Origin of the sequence: Capnocytophaga sp. ARDL2 (assembly GCF_041530365.1) — a bacterium.
Lineage (GTDB): Bacteria > Bacteroidota > Bacteroidia > Flavobacteriales > Flavobacteriaceae > Flavobacterium.
In genome coordinates this window covers 2,299,457-2,317,052 of record NZ_CP168034.1, presented here as the reverse complement: position 1 = coordinate 2,317,052, position 17,596 = coordinate 2,299,457, and the positions used below count along the sequence as shown (strand labels likewise).

The following is a 17,596-nucleotide window of genomic DNA, read 5'->3' as shown; positions in this document are numbered from 1 at the left end:
GGAAGAATCTTTAATATAGTTGAATATTAGAGATTTCTCCTTTTGTCGAAATGATAATTAATTTTATTATTGAGTTATCTAACTACTTTTTATAATTCAAGCACTTTTCCTACTTCCCCTAAAATCTCTTTGTCAAATGTTATCTTTTCTTTTTCAGAAAGATAATAGCTGATTTTTTGCAAAGGTTTGAATCTATTTTCTTTATGTACGATACTGTAATATTGACTTCTAAAATTATCTTGAGTGAGGAGCAATGTAGCATTGGAAAAAGGCAATAGTTTCATTTTGAAAAGAAAACTATGTTTGCGATAGATGATTTTGTCGGTTTTGTCAAAAATGATTTCCATAGGGTAATAAACTACCACAAAGTACAGTGAATTCAACGCCCAAAATCCCACTAATGACGCAGCTATTAAATGCCATTCTCTATTGTCTGAAATCAAATAAAAAATTCCCAACGCAATGATGCCTAATACAAGAAATTGTAGATAAGATTTCAAACCTTTGATGTAAGGTCTTAGGATAAGTTCTTTTGGAGTGTTTTTTACAATTGCCATTTGCTATTCGTTGGGTTTCATTTCTTTCATCATAATTTCCATTTCCTCAATGAGTTCTTGCGTCCATTTGTTGGCGTAATTCAAGGCACTCACTCGTATTTGAGCCTTTTTTTCATTACCATTTTCATTTAAAAAATAACCATAAACAGCAGTACTTACACGAAGAAAAGCATAAGTTACCTTTTCCACTTCAAAACCTGTAAATTGATTGAAGTCGTAGTGAAATTTTCTACTAAAAATCGTTCGTACGATAGTTAGCTGTTTCTTTTTAGTATCAATGATAGTCGTTTCTTTGTTTTTAGCAATCGATCCAAGTAAGCATAGTACAGAAAAAACACTCGCTATCCGAAATGTGGGTTTATTGTCTTTCATATAAATTGCTAATCCTGCCACGATTACACCAATGATGACAAGTTTTACTATTTGAGCATTGTTTTTTTTCAAGGTGTAAATATGCCCTTCTTTTGTCCAATATTTCATGAAATTTATATTTTTTTAGTTGATTGTAAAACTTTGCCAAGTCGAAATACAGTTAATCAACTTGACAAAGTTCATTTAGAGTAATTTTTCTTTTTCAATTAAATAATTTTGTTATTAATCTTAAAAGTTTCAGAATTAAGATGAAAATTACAGTTTAATTGATAAAATTAAATTTTCCCTCAATCCATTTTCCAATAATTGGCAATGGTTTTTTTGTATCATTTGTGGCATTGATGATCCCCAAAATCATTATGGCTAAGAATATAAAACTTACTAGACTCATGAAGCCACCAATCCTCAAACTGATTGATGAAATTATGTTGGTTGCAATTCCGTAGCATAAAGAAATCACAAACAAACCAAATCCTTGCTTAAGGTGATACTTACTGTTTGTATCATGCTGACTTTTACCTCCAAAGTAAGCAATCAACCATCCAATAAATGTGCAATATGATAAAATAGAAACTGTTTTACTTGTCATGATTTAATTTTTTTAGTGTTAAAATTTCTGTTTTTTTTCATGAACAAATTTCCATACTGTTCGATTTTTATCCAAAAAAACAGAGTTTACAAACTATCTACATAGTCAAAAATGTGTATATACATTTTATCTACATGTTTTTGTAAAATGTAGAATAATAGACGATTATGTGTAATTGTGAACTTTGAGTTTTCGAAAAATGGAGATAGATTTCCAACTTTAGAAATAAAATTGTTTATATTTGAATTATCAATAAAAAAAGTATTTTTATGAAAACAGAAAATCATCAAAATTTTATGGATAGGCTGCATGAAATAATGAATTTTGTGCTATTTGATGTACAAGGGAGCAAGTTTACACTCATTACATTAGTTTATATAGTAGTTGCAACAGCTATTTTAATATTTTTATCTAAAAGAATCACTCGGTTGTTGGAGACTAAACTATTGGCTCGTGCAATTGCAGAAAAAGGTACTCGTTCTGCCATCGTGGCCATCATCAGATATTTGATTTTATTCTTTGGTTTTTTGTTTATTTTCAAAACAGCAGGGTTTGAGTTAGGTGCTTTTTCTTGGATGCTTGGTGCCTTAGGTGTAGGTTTAGGTTTTGGTTTGCAGAATATTACGAGTAATTTTATTTCGGGTATTATCATCCTTTTTGAAAGACCCATCAAAATAGGCGATAGGATACAAGTGGGTACCATTTATGGAGATGTTACTTCAATTTCTATGCGTTCTACTACCATCGTGACCAACGACAATATTTCTATTATCGTACCCAATTCTAAATTTATTAACGATAATGTCATCAATTGGTCGCATAATGATAGGAGTGTGCGTGTACATTATCCCGTTTCAGTTTCTTATAAAGAAGACCCGGAAAAGGTAAAGGAAATCGTGTTGAATATTGCGAAAAATCATCCCGATGTTTTAGACGATCCAGCTCCTGATTTTTGGTTTGTGGAGTATGGAGACAATTCATTAAATTTTGAATTGGTACTTTGGACATCTACCTATATTCACAAACCTGTAGTATTAAAAAGTCATTTGTACTATTTGATTTTTAAAGAATTTGAAAAACATAATATCGAAGTACCTTTTCCTCAAAGAGATATTCATATTCGTTCGGGCTTTCCAAAAATGGATGATTTTGAAAGAAAAATGAATTCGTAAATATGAAAAATCGGCTTACTATATTGTTTGTTATCTTTTGTCCTTTTTTACTTTTCGGGCAAGCATTTGATACTTCGCTTTATCGTTTTGTACAGGAAAGTGAAAAATTTCAAAAGAACAATGAATCTTTTGAGAAAATTGAACAACTATTTGATAAGAAAATTCGGGAGAAAAAAGGCAAGACTTCAGATTTAGCGTATCTACATGCCTATAAAAGTAGGTTTTACACCCTTCGCGATAGTTTGATTTTAGCTAAAAAAGAATCCGATTATGCATTGGAATTGGCAGAGAAAACCGAAAATCCTACAGCGAAAGCGGCGGCTCATCTCGCTCAAGTTTATATATTTTCAGTCATTGGCGAAAAAAATACAGTAGTAGAATGTGGTAAGAACGGATTGAAATTAAGTACAGAAACCGTTGATTTTTTCACCCAAACTTTACTTAATTATAAATTGTATGCTTTGTACAGCGATTGGGACGAAGTGGATAAAATGCGTTTTTACATAGACGAAGCTCTTAAAATTGCTCTAAAATCTGGAGATTACAACCTTATGGCAAATGTGTATAATGGAGTATCCAGTACTTTTTTGGTGGAATTTGACCAATCCAAAAATCAGGCGTTGACGGATAGTGCAAAAGTGTATCTCAATCGTTCGTTTGAATTGTTTCGAAAACATCCAAAAGACATTGCAGCAACCACGCTTTCGGTAACTTGTAACAACATCGCCAATCACTATTTGTCGTATTCCAATTTGAGTGCTTCCGAATCCAAAACCAAAGCTTTTGAATATCTTGACATTATAGAAAAAATGCCTATTGATGCTTATGTTTTGGCGAGTATCAATGGTATCAAAAGTGCTTTTGCTCTCAGAGAAAAACAATGGGAATCAGCAAAAAGTTATCTACAAAAAGCTCAGCAAGTTTTGGATAACAGTCCAGCCAATAATTGGTTGACAAAAATTCAGGTGCATCAATCTCTGGCGTATATTGCCAAAGAGCAAGGGAATTTCAAAGAATTAAGTCAACATTTGGAGTTGCTCAATCAGTATCAAAATCTTCTTTTTGACGAGAATCAACATTACAATACTCAAAAAATTGAGGTTCAGTTCGAAGTAGAAAAGAAAAATCGAGAATTGGCGTTTTTGGCAACGGAAATTGAGCTTAAGAAAAAGCAAAATTATTTGTATATTGGATTGGCGGTGATTTCCCTGTTAGGATTGGTGTTTTTATTTGTGTCGTATCATTTCAAATTGAGGTATTCATTAGAAAAAGAAAAGAAAGCCGAATTAGAGAAAAACGAAGCTCAAATGCAAATTCGTTTAGAGCAAGAGGAAAAACAAAGGCTCAAAGCCGAGCAGGAATTGCTTGAAATTCAGAAAGAAAAACTTCAGCAGGAGGCAATGGCTACGGCACTTCAGATTCAATACAAAAACGAAGTTCTCAAAGAAATCAAGCAGAAAATCAGCGAAGGAAATACCCAAAACATCGGTCAGATTATCAAAGAAGAAGCTATTTTGGATGCGGATTTTGAAGAAATGAAAACCGAAATTCAGAAATTGCACCCTCATTTTTTTGCTCAAGTACAGGAACACGCAGTACAGAAGTTGTCAGCATTGGATTTGAAATATTGTGCGTACATTTTTCTAAAAATGAGTGCCAAACAAATCGCACAGCAACTCAAAGTAGAACCTTCGAGCGTCCGCATGTTCAAATACCGGCTCAAGCAAAAATTTGCACTGCCCAAAGAAATCAGCTTAGCGGGGTTTTTGCAGAGAATGGGCGAAATATGATGAAAAAAACATTCATTTTTAGTCCTTGTAATTCATCTGAAAATACTGTAACTTTGACAAATATAATTATATAGTAAATAGAACAAAATATCATGGAATACAACAACATTTTAGTGGAAAAAAATCAAGCAATTGCAGTCGTAACAATCAACCGTCCAACAAAGTTAAACGCATTGAATAAAGAAACCATTGCTGAACTGCATACTGTATTTTCTACATTGAACAACGATAAAGGAACAAGAGTAATTATCATCACTGGAAGTGGAGAAAAGTCGTTTGTTGCAGGAGCAGATATTTCTGAATTTGCGTCATTCAAACCAGAACAAGGAGCTGAATTGGCAAGAAAAGGTCAAGAAACTTTGTTTGATTTTATAGAAAATATGTCAAAACCAGTTATCGCTGCTGTCAATGGTTTTGCATTAGGAGGTGGATTGGAATTGGCAATGGCGACTCATTTTAGAGTAGCATCTGACAATGCAAAAATGGGATTGCCAGAAGTAACTTTGGGATTAATCCCTGGATATGGAGGTACACAGCGTTTGGCTCAATTGATTGGCAAAGGAAAAGCAATGGAACTCATTATGACGGCTCAAATGATTGATGCGGCTACAGCACTGCAATTGGGATTGGTAAATTATGTGGTTTCTCAAGCTGAATTAATTGATTTTGCTATAGGTTTAGCAGAGAAAATTGTGAAAAATTCACCAAATGCTATCAAAGAAGCAATTGCGTGTATCAACGCAGGTTTCAAAGAAGGTGTAAACGGTTTTGAAGTAGAAATTAAACGTTTTGGAGATTGCTTCCAAACAGCGGATTTCATCGAAGGTACAACAGCGTTTTTGGAAAAGAGAAAGCCAGTGTTTTAATGTTGAAGTACAAAGTATTATGAGGGCGAGATTTTGCTCTTTTCCATTTAAAGATAGTCAAATGAATCTTCTAGAAAAAATCAAACAGCAACCACAATCGATTACTTTTCGAGAGGTAATCAATTATACCGACGAACACTATGATTTTCAACCTACATCATTTAAAAATGGGTTGATATCTAATGAAGAAAATCAAAATAATGGTTCGTGTAAAATATTTTCGTTTGTATTAAAAAATTAATTAACTCAAGAGCAAACTTTGCAATTGTTTGGAGATTTTTACAGAATAGAGGTTTTACAAAATCCTTCAGGAACCGATCATCAAAATATCAGAAATTTTATGTGATTTGGTTGGACAGGAATTGAGTTTTTAGGAGAAGCTTTAAAACAGAAATAAAATTAGGGCAATTGAAAAGTTGCCCTAATTTTTTATAAATTTACTGTCTAAATGATAATATATGATTGGATAATTGGTTTGGAGTTTTTTATCCAAAAATTCAATTACTTCTTGTCTTTGTTTTTCTTCTATTTCTTCTACTTTTATCCGAAATCCTTTGTTTAAATAATGCCCAAAATAAAATCCATTTTCTATGACTTCGATTTCATTTTCATTGATTTTTCTAAAATTATTATTGTTTAAATCTTTAGTGTTTAATGCATGAATTAAACGTTTTTTACCAAAAATATTAGTTACAATTCCCCAACTATAATTGGGCAAAGCAATTGTAATATTTTTAATAGGATAATCATTTATTTTATGTAAATAATTTTTTAATAATTGTACGTCTAAAATCGAATTTTTATCCGAATTTTCCATAGGCGAAGTCGTTGAATAACACATCAAATACACCTTTGAAACGGGAGGAATTCCCATCGTTTTTTTATCTTTTACTTGATGCAATCTCAGAGTTGACGTAATGTCAATTTTGGAAATATTTTTTAACTCGTCGATAAAATGAAAAAAATCATCTCGTGTACCCACTGTCCAATCACAGTCTAATTGTATTTCTGTAATTTTTTTTAAATTGAAATTTTCACCTATTTCCCTTACTCCATCCCAAACAAATTGAGCCAATTGTTTTCGTTCGTTTTCCGTACTATTTATAAACGTTCGATTAGTGATAAATACCACAGGTACAATGGTTTTAGTTGAAAATTGAATCGAATCATTTTTCTGAATAATTCCCACCGGTTGATACATTCCTTTAATTTTATCAATGTCAAAAAAACGTGTGTACAAAAAAGAATGTTCTGCTTGTTGTAATGCCTGTTTTTCTACCGAATCAATAGAGAAATTTGTCCTCCAATAGTAATAACTATGCTCGTGTTTGATGTTTTTTTGACAGGACAAAAAGCTATAAAGCACAAATGTGAAAAATAGAAGATGTTTTTTCATCAAAAAATAAAATTTAGTAGTCAAATTTAATCAATAAAACGATTGGGTAGTATGTTAAATTAAATAAAAAAACTACCTTTGAAAAAAAAATAGAAAATAACTATGACATTAATAAAATCTATTTCGGGAATCCGCGGAACAATTGGCGGAAAAGTTGATGAAAATTTAACGCCTTTAGATGTAGTAAAATTTACTTCAGCCTTTGGAACTTGGCTTCAAAACAATAAAAATAAAAAAGATTTAATTTTAGTAATTGGTCGTGATGCTCGTATTTCTGGGCAAATGGTGTCGTCTTTGGTAACGGCTACTTTGCAAGGGTTGGGAATTCATGTGATCGATTTGGGACTTTCGACTACGCCAACTGTGGAAGTAATGGTACCTGAATTGAAAGCCGACGGAGGAATAATCCTTACGGCTTCGCACAACCCAAAACAGTGGAATGCCTTGAAATTGCTCAACGAAAAAGGAGAATTTATCAGTGGAAAAGACGGCGAAGAAATGTTGGAAATTGCTGCAAATGAAGATTTTTCGTATGCCGAAGTTGACGATTTGGGAAGTTATGAAGTAAGAAATGACGGAATCGATATTCACATTCAGAAAGTATTGGATTTGCCATTGGTCGATGCTGAAAAAGTAAAACAAAAAGGCTTTAAAGTTGTGGTTGACGGTGTAAATTCGACAGGGGGAATAGCCATTCCTGCCTTGTTGAAAAAAATGGGGGTAGAGGTTGTAGAATTGTATTGTACACCCAACGGACATTTTCCACACAACCCAGAGCCGTTGAAAGAACATTTGACAGATATTTGTGAAAAAGTAGTAGCAGAAAAAGCGGATTTTGGTATTGTAGTTGACCCAGATGTAGATCGTTTGGCATTTGTTTCCAACGATGGCGAAATCTTTGGCGAAGAATATACTTTGGTAGCAGTTGCTGACTATGTTTTGAGCAAAACTCCAGGAAATACCGTGTCAAATATGTCGTCTTCTCGTGCGTTGAGAGATGTTACGGTAAACAGAAAGGGGTCTTATCAAGCGTCGGCTGTAGGTGAGGTAAATGTTGTAGAATTGATGAAAGCTACCAATGCCATTATCGGAGGCGAAGGAAACGGAGGCATTATTTATCCAGAAATTCACTATGGTAGAGATGCTTTGGTTGGAGTAGCCTTGTTTTTGACACATTTGGCAGAAATAGGAGGTACGGTTGCTGAATTGAAAGCGTCGTTTCCACAATACTATATGAGTAAAAACAAAATCGAATTGACGCCAACTTTAGATGTAGATGCGATTTTGAAAGCGATGACAGAAAAATATTTAAACGAAGAAGTTTCTACTATAGACGGAGTGAAAATCGATTTTGCTAATTCGTGGGCTCATTTGAGAAAATCCAATACAGAACCAATCATTCGTATTTATACTGAAGCACCATCGCAAAGTGAAGCTGATGATTTGGCGGAAACGATAATTAAGAATATAAAGGAAATTGCTGGGATTTAGGAGTTAGATATTAGAAGTTAGGAAAAAGAGTATTGTTTTAATAAAAAAACATTAATTTTACCATATGAAATATTGGGAAGAGATAAACAACAAACTGAAACCCTGGATACACACCGACATAGATAAGACGGTGGTAGATCTTTTTGCGGGTTGTGGTGGTTTGTCTCTTGGATTTGAATCAAATGGATTCAAGACCCATAGGGTTTGAAATGGACGAAAAGGTTTCAGATACTTATAATAAAGATCTTTTTGGAGAATGTTTTACTAAAAAACTAACCATTGATTCCGACAGGTGGTCAATTATCTTTTTCAACAGGAGAACATAACGATTTACAAAAAGCCATCATAGAAGAATTTTTACGAAGATATGGTTTTGGGGCAGAAGTTTTATATGTTGGAGGCACAGCAAATAAATTTTTGTACTTGGAAAAAGATAAATTAGAAAATCTAAGTTTTTTCAAAATGTCGCACGAAGAATTACCTGATGTTATCGCCTATTCTAAGGAAAAGAATTGGGTATATTTGATTGAAGCTGTTCATACTTCTGGACCAATATTGGAAATTAGATTATTACAATTACAGAAATTAACAAAAAATCGCAAAGCTGAAATTGTGTTCGTTACCGCTTTTCAAAATCGTCAAAAATTTAGGCAATTTATTGCTGATATAGCTTAGGAAACAGAGGTTTGGATAGCAGGTAAACCTGATCATTTAGTGCCATTTTAATGGAGATAAATTTTTAGGACCTTATAAGAAATAAAAAGTTTAACCGATGAAATTTGAAAAAGGTAATAAAGTAGAAGTCCTCGATGATGCTTTTATCGGAACGGTGGTACGAGTAAAAGGCGAGGAAGTAACCATAGAAACAGCAGACGGCTTCGAATTGTCTTACCACAGTTCGGAGCTGATTCTTGTAGAGGAATCGAATGATATTACCAAGGCGAGTTCGATTTCGGCTATTGAAGAAGCAAAACAAACCAAAATTGTAAAAAATCATCATAGAGTAAACACCGAAAAAAAATCCAAAAAAGAGGAATATGCCGTAGAAATAGATTTGCATATCGAAAAATTGGTGAAATCTACTAAAGGAATGAGTAAATACGATATGCTCAACTTGCAAGTCGATACTGCTCGTATGCAGATAGAATACGCTATTGAAAAGAAAATACCGAAATTGGTATTGATACATGGAGAAGGCGAGGGCGTACTAAAAACAGAATTAGAATTTTTATTGGGTAGATACCGTGAAGTGTATTTTGTAGAGGGAAATTATCGCAAATACGGATTTGGAGCAACGGAAGTGTATATTAGACAAAATCAGTAGATGAAAAAAGTAGTACTTATTACAGGTGGTTCGTCGGGTATTGGAAAAACCTTATGCGAATACCTACATGATAAAGGCTATACCGTATATGGTACTAGTCGAAATCCGCAATCGGTAGAGCAAACCAAAATTCCTCTGATAGCCTTAGATGTTCGCAGTAGAGAAAGCATTAATCAAGCGGTAAAAACTCTCATCGAAAAAGAAGGAAAAATCGATGTACTCATTAATAATGCAGGGGTTGGAATCACAGGACCTTTGGAAGAAACACCTATTGATGAAATTCAGAATAATTTTCACACCAATGTTTTTGCCCTTTGGAATTGATTCAAACAGTTTTGCCCTATATGCGTGAAAAAAAATCAGGAATGATAGTCAATATCACTTCGATTGCAGGATATATGGGATTGCCGTATCGCGGAGCTTATTCATCGTCAAAGGCTGCTTTTGAAATCATTTCCGAGACCTTGAGTATGGAAGTTGCACCCTTTGGAATCAAGGTATGTACCGTAGCACCTGGAGATTTTGCAACCGATATTGCTTCAAGAAGATACCACGCACCCTTTGATGAAAAATCGCCGTATGCCGAGATTTACAAACATCAATTAGATACGATGGATACACATGTAAACGAGGGCGAAGATCCAATAAAAATGGCATTGGTAATTCACAAAATATTGGAAACCAATCAACCAAAATTGCATTACAAAGTAGGTAGTTTTTTGCAAGTATTTTCCATCGTTTTGAAGCGAATTTTACCTGATAGAATATACGAAAATATGTTGAAAAAACATTATGGGATAAAATAACTGAAAAAATAGTTGACAACGCCCTAATTGATGTTGTATCTTTGCAGACTTAATTAATTATTTGAAACAATATGAGATTATCAAATTTTAATTTCAACTTACCAGAAGAGTTGTTAGCAGAATTTCCAGCAGAAAATCGTGATGAATCACGCTTGATGGTTGTACACAGAAAAACTGGAGAGATAGAACACAAGTTATTCAAAGATATATTGGATTATTTCGACGAAGGAGATGTAATGGTGTTGAATAACACAAAAGTGTTTCCTGCGAGATTGTACGGAAACAAAGAAAAAACCGGAGCAAGAATTGAAGTATTTTTGTTGAGAGAGTTGAATGCAGAGCAACGTTTGTGGGATGTATTGGTAGATCCAGCTCGAAAAATTCGTATCGGAAACAAATTGTATTTTGGTGAAGACGAATCGTTGGTTGCTGAGGTGATCGACAATACCACTTCAAGAGGGAGAACTTTGAGATTTTTGTTTGATGGTTCGTATGAAGAGTTCCGAATCAAATTGAAAGAATTGGGAGAAACTCCAATTCCAAAATACATTAGTAGAGATGTGGTACCAGAAGATGAAGAAAGATACCAAACCATTTATGCAACAGAAGAAGGGGCAGTAGCAGCTCCAACGGCAGGTCTGCATTTTTCGAAACATTTGTTGAAACGTTTGGAAATTAAAGGAGTAGATTTTGCAAAGGTAACTTTACATATCGGATTAGGAACGTTCAATCCTGTGGAAGTTGAAGATTTGTCAAAGCACAAAATGGATTCAGAAGAGTTGTTTATTTCACAAGAAGCATGCGAAATTGTAAACAAAGCTATTTTGAATAAGAAAAAAGTGTGTGCTATCGGTACAACTTCTATGAGAGCAATGGAAAGTTCGGTTTCATCTGCCAAAACATTAAATCCGTTTGTAGGATGGACAAATAAGTTTATTTTTCCTCCTTATGATTTTAGTATCGCAGATTGTATGGTAACAAATTTTCACATGCCAAAATCCACTTTGTTGATGATGATTTCTGCATTTGCGGGATATGATTTAACAATGAAAGCGTATGAAGAAGCAGTAAAAGAAGGATATAAATTTTACTCGTACGGTGATGCTATGTTGATTTTGTAATACACAATTCACTATAAAAAAATCCTACCATTTCTATATTTGGTAGGATTTTTTGTTATTGTAAATTTCTCACTTTTTCGTAAGTCTTTCCATTGTAAACTTTTCGAATGCCTTTTTGGCGTTTCAAAATCTTTTTTGCTTGTTTGGCTCTTTTGCCACTTTTGCAAAAAACAACGATTCTTTTTGCATCAACCAATTCGCTTACACGGTTTTCCAATTCGTCAACAGGAATATTGATGGCATTTTTTGCGGTTTCTTCTTCAAATTCCTCAGGTGTACGCACATCTACTAAAAGTGTGTTTTCGTCGTTGACTACTTTTTTTAAGCATTGAGCATTTGAATTAATTGAAATACCCAATCCTATACATAAGGTAATTAGAATTTTTTTCATGGTATATTTATTTTTCCTTTGTTGTCAAAATTTCCTTAGATGTTGAACTTTCCACTGTTGAATTTTCTTCAGTTGAAGGATTTTCCTCTTTTTTCTTGATTAATTTCAATTTTTCCAATGTTTTTCTACGCAAGTCGGTATTTTTAACTAAATAATAACCCACAACAATTTGTAAAAGCATACAGCCTACTAAAAATTCCAATTTTTGATAGCCAAAGCCTTCTGTAATGTTAAAAATGCGTTCAAAATGCAAGGCAATATACAAATATGCGGCAAAAATAATCAAGTGAACCAAAATTACTCGGTAAAATTGTCTTTGTTTCGCCATTCTGATTATGGCTAAAATATAAACGATTGCCAAAATAAATAAGGCAATAAGTAAAACTGTAAGCATTGTCGATTATTTTTTAGAGAAAATTTTGTTCAACACACCAAAAGCACCTCTGATAAAGGTAGCACTTGTCAATACTTTGGTGATTTGTTTTCCTACATCATTGTTGGATTGTCTGCTATTTGTACGCTGACGACTCGTTTGCTGTCCGCTACTACCATCATTTATTGGCGGATTGATAGTAGATTGCTGTTTTTGAGATTGTTGAGTTTGTAACTGAGCAAAACGATCGGTGAGCATTTCGTGCGCACTATAACTATCGATGTTTTGATTGTATTTTTTAGCTAAAAACGATTTGTTTATAATATCTTCTATTTCAAAATTTTGTAATACATCCATACGGCTTTCAGGTGCTCTCAAAGCAGTTACAACCAAGGGAGTAGGAATTCCTTTTTCGTTGAGTGCTGTAACCAAGGCTTCTCCGATCCCCATTTGTGTAATCACTTCGTTGGTCGTGAAAAATGGGGTAGAAGGGAAGTTTTCAGATGCTGTTTTGATAGCTTTTCTGTCTTTTTCGGTAAAAGCTTTCAAGGCATGTTGAATTTTTAATCCCAATTGAGCCAATACACCATTTGGAATATCCGTTGGATTTTGAGTGATGAAATATACACCCACACCTTTTGAACGAATCAATTTTACGATGGTTTCGATTTGTTCTAATAAAGTTTTTGAAGCTTCTTTGAAAATCAAGTGAGCCTCGTCAATAAAAAGTACTAATTCAGGTCGTCCTCTATCGCCTTGTTCGGGCATTTCATTGTATATTTCCGCCAAAAGACACAACATAAATGTAGAAAACAATTTAGGTTTGTCTTGAATATCAGTTAATCGTAGAATGTTTATATATCCTTTTCCGTTTTCGTCAATTCTCATCAAATCGTGAATGTCAAACGAAGGTTCGCCGAAGAAAAGATCTGCACCTTGTTGTTCTAATTCTACAATTTTTCGAAGAATAGCACTGGTTGAGGCTTTGGCGATTTTTCCATATTCGGTTTCGATTTCACTGCTCAATTCGTTGGTCAAAGCGTGAAGCACTTTTTTCAAGTCTTTAATATCAATCAAAGGCAATTTGTTGTCGTCGCAATATTTGAAAACAATAGAAAGTACGCCCGATTGAGTTTCGTTTACATCCAAAATACGACTCAAAAGTACAGGACCAAATTCGGAAATCGTCGCACGAAGCTTTACCCCGTTTTGTTTAGAGATGGTCAATAATTCTACAGGAAAACCTTTAGCGTTGAAAGGTAGATTCATTTTTCCAAGGCGATTTTCTATAAAAGAGTTGAGCGTACCTTCTTGAGCGATACCACTAAAATCTCCTTTTATATCCATCATCAATACAGGAATTCCTTTTTGCGAAAGTTGTTCGCACAATACTTGTATGGTTTTTGTTTTCCCAGTACCCGTAGCTCCGGCAATGAGACCATGACGGGCGATGGTTTTCAGAGGAATATTTACATGCAAATCGGAAACGATTTCTTTATCGTACATAGCACCACCAACTGTAATGAATTCAGAAGACATGGTATAGCCATTGGTAATAGTTTCTTTAAATTGTTCTAAAGACATGTTTTTTGTGATTTTTAATAAGTATTTACTGATATGTCAATTAATTTTTGTAAACTGATAAAAAATTCTTTTTCTACTTTAAATCTGTGTAAAACAGTTACAACAGCAACTTTGAAAACAAAAATAATTGAAAAAAAATAAAATCCAATGAAAAAAAAATTTTTTTATTTGAATGAAAAAACTAAATTTGCCATGTGACTTTGTATAAAAACGAAGCACAGATTAAAAATTTAATATAATTTAGAGTAAACATTAAACAAAAAAAAGATGGAAAATTTAAACAATGAATCAGTGCAAAAGAACACAAATTCTGGTTTATCAAACATTTTTGCTACGATTGCAGTAGTACTATGTATAGTATTTGGTTTCGTAGTATGGAATTTCGTATTAGGAAATCCTTCTAACTTCGTTGACAACGATCCTTCAAAAGATCCAGTGTCAGGAAACTTGTTAGGTATGATGTACAAAGGAGGTTATGTAATCGGGGTGTTGATTGGATTACTTACAATGACGGTTGTGTTTGGTATCGAGCGTTGGATTGTAATTTCTAAAGCATCAGGTTCAGGAAATATCAAAGCATTTGTAGCAGAAGTTCAATCTTTGATTAGAGTAGGAAAAGTAAATGAAGCTATCGAATTGTGTGATACACAAAAAGGTTCGGTTGCTAATGTAGTAAAAGCAGCTTTAATCAAATACGATACAGTAAAAAAATCTGGAGAAAGTTCAGAAGAGGCTATGGCAGCTATCCAAAAAGAAATCGAAGAGGCTACCGTACTAGAAATGCCAATGTTGGAGAAAAACATGGTAGTATTGGCTACTTTGGTATCTATCGGTACATTGACAGGTCTTTTAGGAACAGTAACAGGTATGATCAAGGCGTTCTCGGCTTTATCAACTTCAGGTGCACCAGACTCATCAGCATTGGCAACAGGTATCTCTGAGGCTTTGATGTGTACGGCTACAGGTATCGGTACATCTACTTTGGCAATTGTATTGTACAACATCTTTACAACAAAAATTGATAAATTGACTCACTTTATCGATGAGGTAGGTTTTGCTATCACTCAATCTTACAAAGCATCTCGTTAATCTTGGGCTTTGTATTCGATAAAAAAGTAATTAATCTCACAGTCAACGGTTTCGTTGACAATAAAAAGAAGTAAAGAATTATGGCAAAAATGAAAAGAACGAGTACGAGAATAGACATGACCGCAATGTGTGACGTGTCGTTCTTGTTGCTTACATTCTTCGTTCTTACCTCTACGGCAAGACAGCCAGAGGTGCATCCTGTAGATTTGCCAGCTTCTACAAAAGAAACTAAAATCCCTACGGAAGACATCATCACATTGACTATTGGAGATGGAAATGTATTTGTAGGAATTGCTGAAAGAGAAGATAAAAAAGACATCCTTACAAGAATGGGTGCTGAATACAATATCAACTTTTCAGAGGAGGAAGTAGAGGCATTTGCAGGATTGGAAAACTTTGGTTTAGATATTAGAGAGTTGAAAACACTTTTGGCTAAACCAGCAAATGAACGAATGAAACCAGAATTTCACAAAGGAATTCCTTATAAAGATTCTACCAATAACCAATTGGCATCTTGGGTAAAAAATGCTCGTGAGTCTTCATGGACTCGTAAAGAGAGTTTTACAAAAGTTGCTATCAAAGGAGATCAAAACGAACAATTTGGTAATGTAAAAGAAATCATTGATATCTTACAACAACAGCGTCAAAATCGTTTTTATTTGGTTACTGGGTTGAGAAATGATGATTTTTAATCTTTTAAAAAACACAAAATGGCAGAATTAAATACCGGTGGCGAAAGCAAAGGTGGTAAAAAAGTAAGAAGTAAAAAGATGAATCCTGCAGTAGATTTGACCGCAATGGTGGATTTAGCTTTCTTATTGATTACCTTTTTCATGCTTACAACTACCTTGTCAAAACCTCAGTCTATGGAATTGACAATGCCTGACAAACAGAAAGACAAAACTCTTGATACTGATAAACAAGAAGCCAAAGAATCTAAAACCCTAAACATCCTAATTGGTAAAGATAGAAAATTGAAGTACTATTATGGTATGTTGAGTAATCCTTATATGGGAGTTGGGCCTACAGATACAACTTATGGTAAAGATGGTATCCGTCAGGTAATTCTACAAAAGATTGCTAATTTGAAAGCTCAAGGTGCTACAAAACCTGAAGATGGAGTAGTAGTACTCATCAAAGCAACAGAAGATGCTACCTATAGAGATATGATAGACATCTTGGACGAAATGGCAATTACTGGAGTAGGAATTTATGCAATTCAAGAAATAACAGACGAGGAAATAAAAATTATGCAATAAGCATAAAAAATAAATTTCGATATGGCAAATTATAATATATTAGGTAAAGACTGGACAGACATTGTTTTCGAAGGAAGAAACAAGCTCTACGGTGCGTACAAAATGCGTGAAGAAAGTGCAAAGTACACCGCAATAGCTCTTTTAATCGGAATCATTTCTATCGGCGGACTTTTCTTCTCTGGTTACTTACTTCAATCTTCTGATAGCAGAAAAGCAAAATTAGAAGATACAGAAGGAATCGAAATGACAGTGATAAAAATGCCACTTCCTCCGCCAGAACCAAAACCGGAAGTGATACCAGATCCAGAACCACCACCACCGCCACCAGCGGGGGCGTCGAAAAATGTTCAAGACGAAGTTGAGTTTAAAGAAACCGTTGTAAAGAAAGACAACGAAGTGAAAAATGAACAAAAAACTACGCAACAACAATTTGACGACAATACAACATCTGGACAGAAATCTCAAGAAGGTGATAAAAAAGATGGTGATTTGAAAAAAGACGGAGAAAATACCGGTCAAGCATCAAAAGGTTCAAAAGGAACTGAAAATACCAATCAGTATGTTGAGGAAAAACAGAAAGAACCAGCTGTAGATCCTAACAAGATTCACCGTGCAGTACAACAAAAAGCTGTGATGCCTGGTAACTGGCAACAAAGATTCGTAAAAGATTTTAAAGTACCAGAAGTAGGTGGAGATGTGAAGCAAATCACTTTAAGATTGTCTTTCGTAGTAGAAAAAGATGGTTCATTGACAGACATTAAAATTTTAAATGATCAATACGGACTGTCTCGTGAAGCTGAAAGAGTAATCAAAAGTCTTCCATCTTGGACACCGGCAGAACACAACGGTGTGAAAGTAAGATCACAGTTCGTTCAGCCAATTACAATTAGAATTAACTAATCTTTCATGATGGTTTATTAATAACAACAAAAATCGCCCACAAGGCGATTTTTGTTGTTTTTTCTATGAGATATAGAATATCTGATGTAACTTTGTCTTATATGAAAGACTGATAGAAATAATGAAAAATATTATAGTTGTAATATCATTATTGATGGGAATACAAGCAGTAAGTCTTGTACAAGAAACATAAATAAATAGCATAACAGATTTTGTTGGAGATAAAATATATGGTAGTCATGAAGTAGATACTAAAGCAATTTTACCTATTGATACTGTACGAAAATTTTTACAAGAATATCGTATACCTCAAGAGATCAAAGAAAAAGCTATCAACATACAAATTGTCCTAACTATCGAATCAGACGGACGAATATCGGATGCGTATATAAAAAATGACAAATATAATATGACACCAAAAGTGAAAGAATTGTTTCTCAAGATGCCAAAGGTTGTCCCAGCTGTTTTTGAATGGTGAAACGGTTCGCTCTCATTTTATTCAAGTAATGACGATAA

Annotated in this window: 19 protein-coding genes and 2 pseudogenes; 14 read left to right on the top strand and 7 right to left on the bottom strand. The window is 33.9% G+C overall.

Annotation, left to right across the window (positions count from 1 at the left end):
• Nucleotides 1-89: 89 nt before the first annotated feature.
• From AB4865_RS11745 to AB4865_RS11735, 3 genes are all read right to left on the bottom strand, one after another.
• Complete coding sequence (locus tag AB4865_RS11745; RefSeq protein WP_372473484.1) at nt 90-557, bottom strand: hypothetical protein; 468 nt, start codon at nt 555-557, stop codon at nt 90-92.
• A gap of 3 nt (nt 558-560) precedes the next feature.
• Nucleotides 561-1,037, bottom strand: a complete 477-nt coding sequence (locus AB4865_RS11740) for a hypothetical protein (RefSeq protein WP_372473483.1) — start codon at nt 1,035-1,037, stop codon at nt 561-563.
• A gap of 154 nt (nt 1,038-1,191) precedes the next feature.
• Nucleotides 1,192-1,518 carry a DUF4870 domain-containing protein gene (locus AB4865_RS11735; protein ID WP_372473482.1) on the bottom strand — a complete coding sequence of 109 codons (327 nt, stop codon included), beginning with the start codon at nt 1,516-1,518 and terminating at the stop codon, nt 1,192-1,194.
• A 269-nt stretch (nt 1,519-1,787) separates the two neighbouring features.
• Between AB4865_RS11735 and AB4865_RS11730 the strand changes: the two genes are divergently transcribed.
• The 4 genes and pseudogenes from AB4865_RS11730 to AB4865_RS11715 all read left to right on the top strand — a co-directional run bounded on the left by AB4865_RS11730 (nt 1,788) and on the right by AB4865_RS11715 (nt 5,692).
• Entirely contained in the window at nt 1,788-2,690 is a 903-nt protein-coding gene (locus AB4865_RS11730) for a mechanosensitive ion channel family protein (RefSeq protein WP_372473481.1), read from the top strand.
• Nucleotides 2,691-2,692: 2 nt separating this feature from the next.
• The gene (locus AB4865_RS11725) at nt 2,693-4,480 is read left to right on the top strand and encodes a hypothetical protein (protein WP_372473480.1); all 1,788 of its coding nucleotides are present in this window, start codon (nt 2,693-2,695) and stop codon (nt 4,478-4,480) included.
• Between the two features lie 92 nt (nt 4,481-4,572).
• Nucleotides 4,573-5,346, top strand: coding sequence for an enoyl-CoA hydratase/isomerase family protein (locus AB4865_RS11720; protein WP_372473479.1), 774 nt, complete (start codon nt 4,573-4,575; stop codon nt 5,344-5,346).
• Nucleotides 5,347-5,365: 19 nt separating this feature from the next.
• Nucleotides 5,366-5,692, top strand: a pseudogene (locus AB4865_RS11715) (HopJ type III effector protein).
• Nucleotides 5,693-5,767: 75 nt separating this feature from the next.
• On the opposite strand, the gene AB4865_RS11710 reads toward AB4865_RS11715, so the two are convergent.
• Nucleotides 5,768-6,742 carry a hypothetical protein gene (locus AB4865_RS11710; protein ID WP_372473478.1) on the bottom strand — a complete coding sequence of 325 codons (975 nt, stop codon included), beginning with the start codon at nt 6,740-6,742 and terminating at the stop codon, nt 5,768-5,770.
• 102 nt (nt 6,743-6,844) lie between these two features.
• Between AB4865_RS11710 and glmM the strand changes: the two genes are divergently transcribed.
• From glmM to queA, 6 genes and pseudogenes are all read left to right on the top strand, one after another.
• Entirely contained in the window at nt 6,845-8,233 is a 1,389-nt protein-coding gene (gene glmM / locus AB4865_RS11705; protein WP_372473477.1) for a phosphoglucosamine mutase, read from the top strand.
• 64 nt (nt 8,234-8,297) lie between these two features.
• Nucleotides 8,298-8,441 (top strand): DNA cytosine methyltransferase, encoded by a 144-nt coding sequence (locus tag AB4865_RS11700; protein WP_372473476.1) that lies wholly within the window; start codon nt 8,298-8,300, stop codon nt 8,439-8,441.
• 71 nt (nt 8,442-8,512) lie between these two features.
• Nucleotides 8,513-8,908, top strand: coding sequence for a BsuBI/PstI family type II restriction endonuclease (locus AB4865_RS11695; protein WP_372473475.1), 396 nt, complete (start codon nt 8,513-8,515; stop codon nt 8,906-8,908).
• 97 nt (nt 8,909-9,005) lie between these two features.
• Nucleotides 9,006-9,557 carry a Smr/MutS family protein gene (locus AB4865_RS11690; RefSeq protein ID WP_372473474.1) on the top strand — a complete coding sequence of 184 codons (552 nt, stop codon included), beginning with the start codon at nt 9,006-9,008 and terminating at the stop codon, nt 9,555-9,557.
• Nucleotides 9,558-10,363: pseudogene (locus AB4865_RS11685) on the top strand (SDR family oxidoreductase).
• A gap of 71 nt (nt 10,364-10,434) precedes the next feature.
• Nucleotides 10,435-11,484, top strand: coding sequence for a tRNA preQ1(34) S-adenosylmethionine ribosyltransferase-isomerase QueA (gene queA / locus AB4865_RS11680; RefSeq protein ID WP_372473473.1), 1,050 nt, complete (start codon nt 10,435-10,437; stop codon nt 11,482-11,484).
• A 55-nt stretch (nt 11,485-11,539) separates the two neighbouring features.
• Here queA and AB4865_RS11675 read toward each other — a convergent pair whose 3' ends face one another.
• The 3 genes from AB4865_RS11675 to AB4865_RS11665 are packed head-to-tail and all read right to left on the bottom strand — an operon-like array spanning nt 11,540 to nt 13,832.
• The gene (locus AB4865_RS11675; protein ID WP_372473472.1) at nt 11,540-11,875 is read right to left on the bottom strand and encodes a rhodanese-like domain-containing protein; all 336 of its coding nucleotides are present in this window, start codon (nt 11,873-11,875) and stop codon (nt 11,540-11,542) included.
• Nucleotides 11,876-11,882: 7 nt separating this feature from the next.
• Nucleotides 11,883-12,269, bottom strand: coding sequence for a hypothetical protein (locus tag AB4865_RS11670; protein WP_372473471.1), 387 nt, complete (start codon nt 12,267-12,269; stop codon nt 11,883-11,885).
• 6 nt (nt 12,270-12,275) lie between these two features.
• Entirely contained in the window at nt 12,276-13,832 is a 1,557-nt protein-coding gene (locus AB4865_RS11665) for a helicase HerA-like domain-containing protein (RefSeq protein WP_372473470.1), read from the bottom strand.
• Nucleotides 13,833-14,099: 267 nt separating this feature from the next.
• Between AB4865_RS11665 and AB4865_RS11660 the strand changes: the two genes are divergently transcribed.
• The 4 genes from AB4865_RS11660 to AB4865_RS11645 all read left to right on the top strand — a co-directional run bounded on the left by AB4865_RS11660 (nt 14,100) and on the right by AB4865_RS11645 (nt 17,080).
• Nucleotides 14,100-14,921 (top strand): MotA/TolQ/ExbB proton channel family protein, encoded by an 822-nt coding sequence (locus tag AB4865_RS11660; RefSeq protein ID WP_372473469.1) that lies wholly within the window; start codon nt 14,100-14,102, stop codon nt 14,919-14,921.
• Nucleotides 14,922-15,010: 89 nt separating this feature from the next.
• Nucleotides 15,011-15,613 (top strand): ExbD/TolR family protein, encoded by a 603-nt coding sequence (locus AB4865_RS11655; RefSeq protein WP_372473468.1) that lies wholly within the window; start codon nt 15,011-15,013, stop codon nt 15,611-15,613.
• Nucleotides 15,614-15,631: 18 nt separating this feature from the next.
• On the top strand, nt 15,632-16,180 hold the full coding sequence (locus tag AB4865_RS11650; RefSeq protein WP_372473466.1) for an ExbD/TolR family protein: 549 nt from the start codon (nt 15,632-15,634) through the stop codon (nt 16,178-16,180).
• Between the two features lie 21 nt (nt 16,181-16,201).
• On the top strand, nt 16,202-17,080 hold the full coding sequence (locus tag AB4865_RS11645) for an energy transducer TonB (RefSeq protein ID WP_372473465.1): 879 nt from the start codon (nt 16,202-16,204) through the stop codon (nt 17,078-17,080).
• Nucleotides 17,081-17,596: the final 516 nt, after the last annotated feature.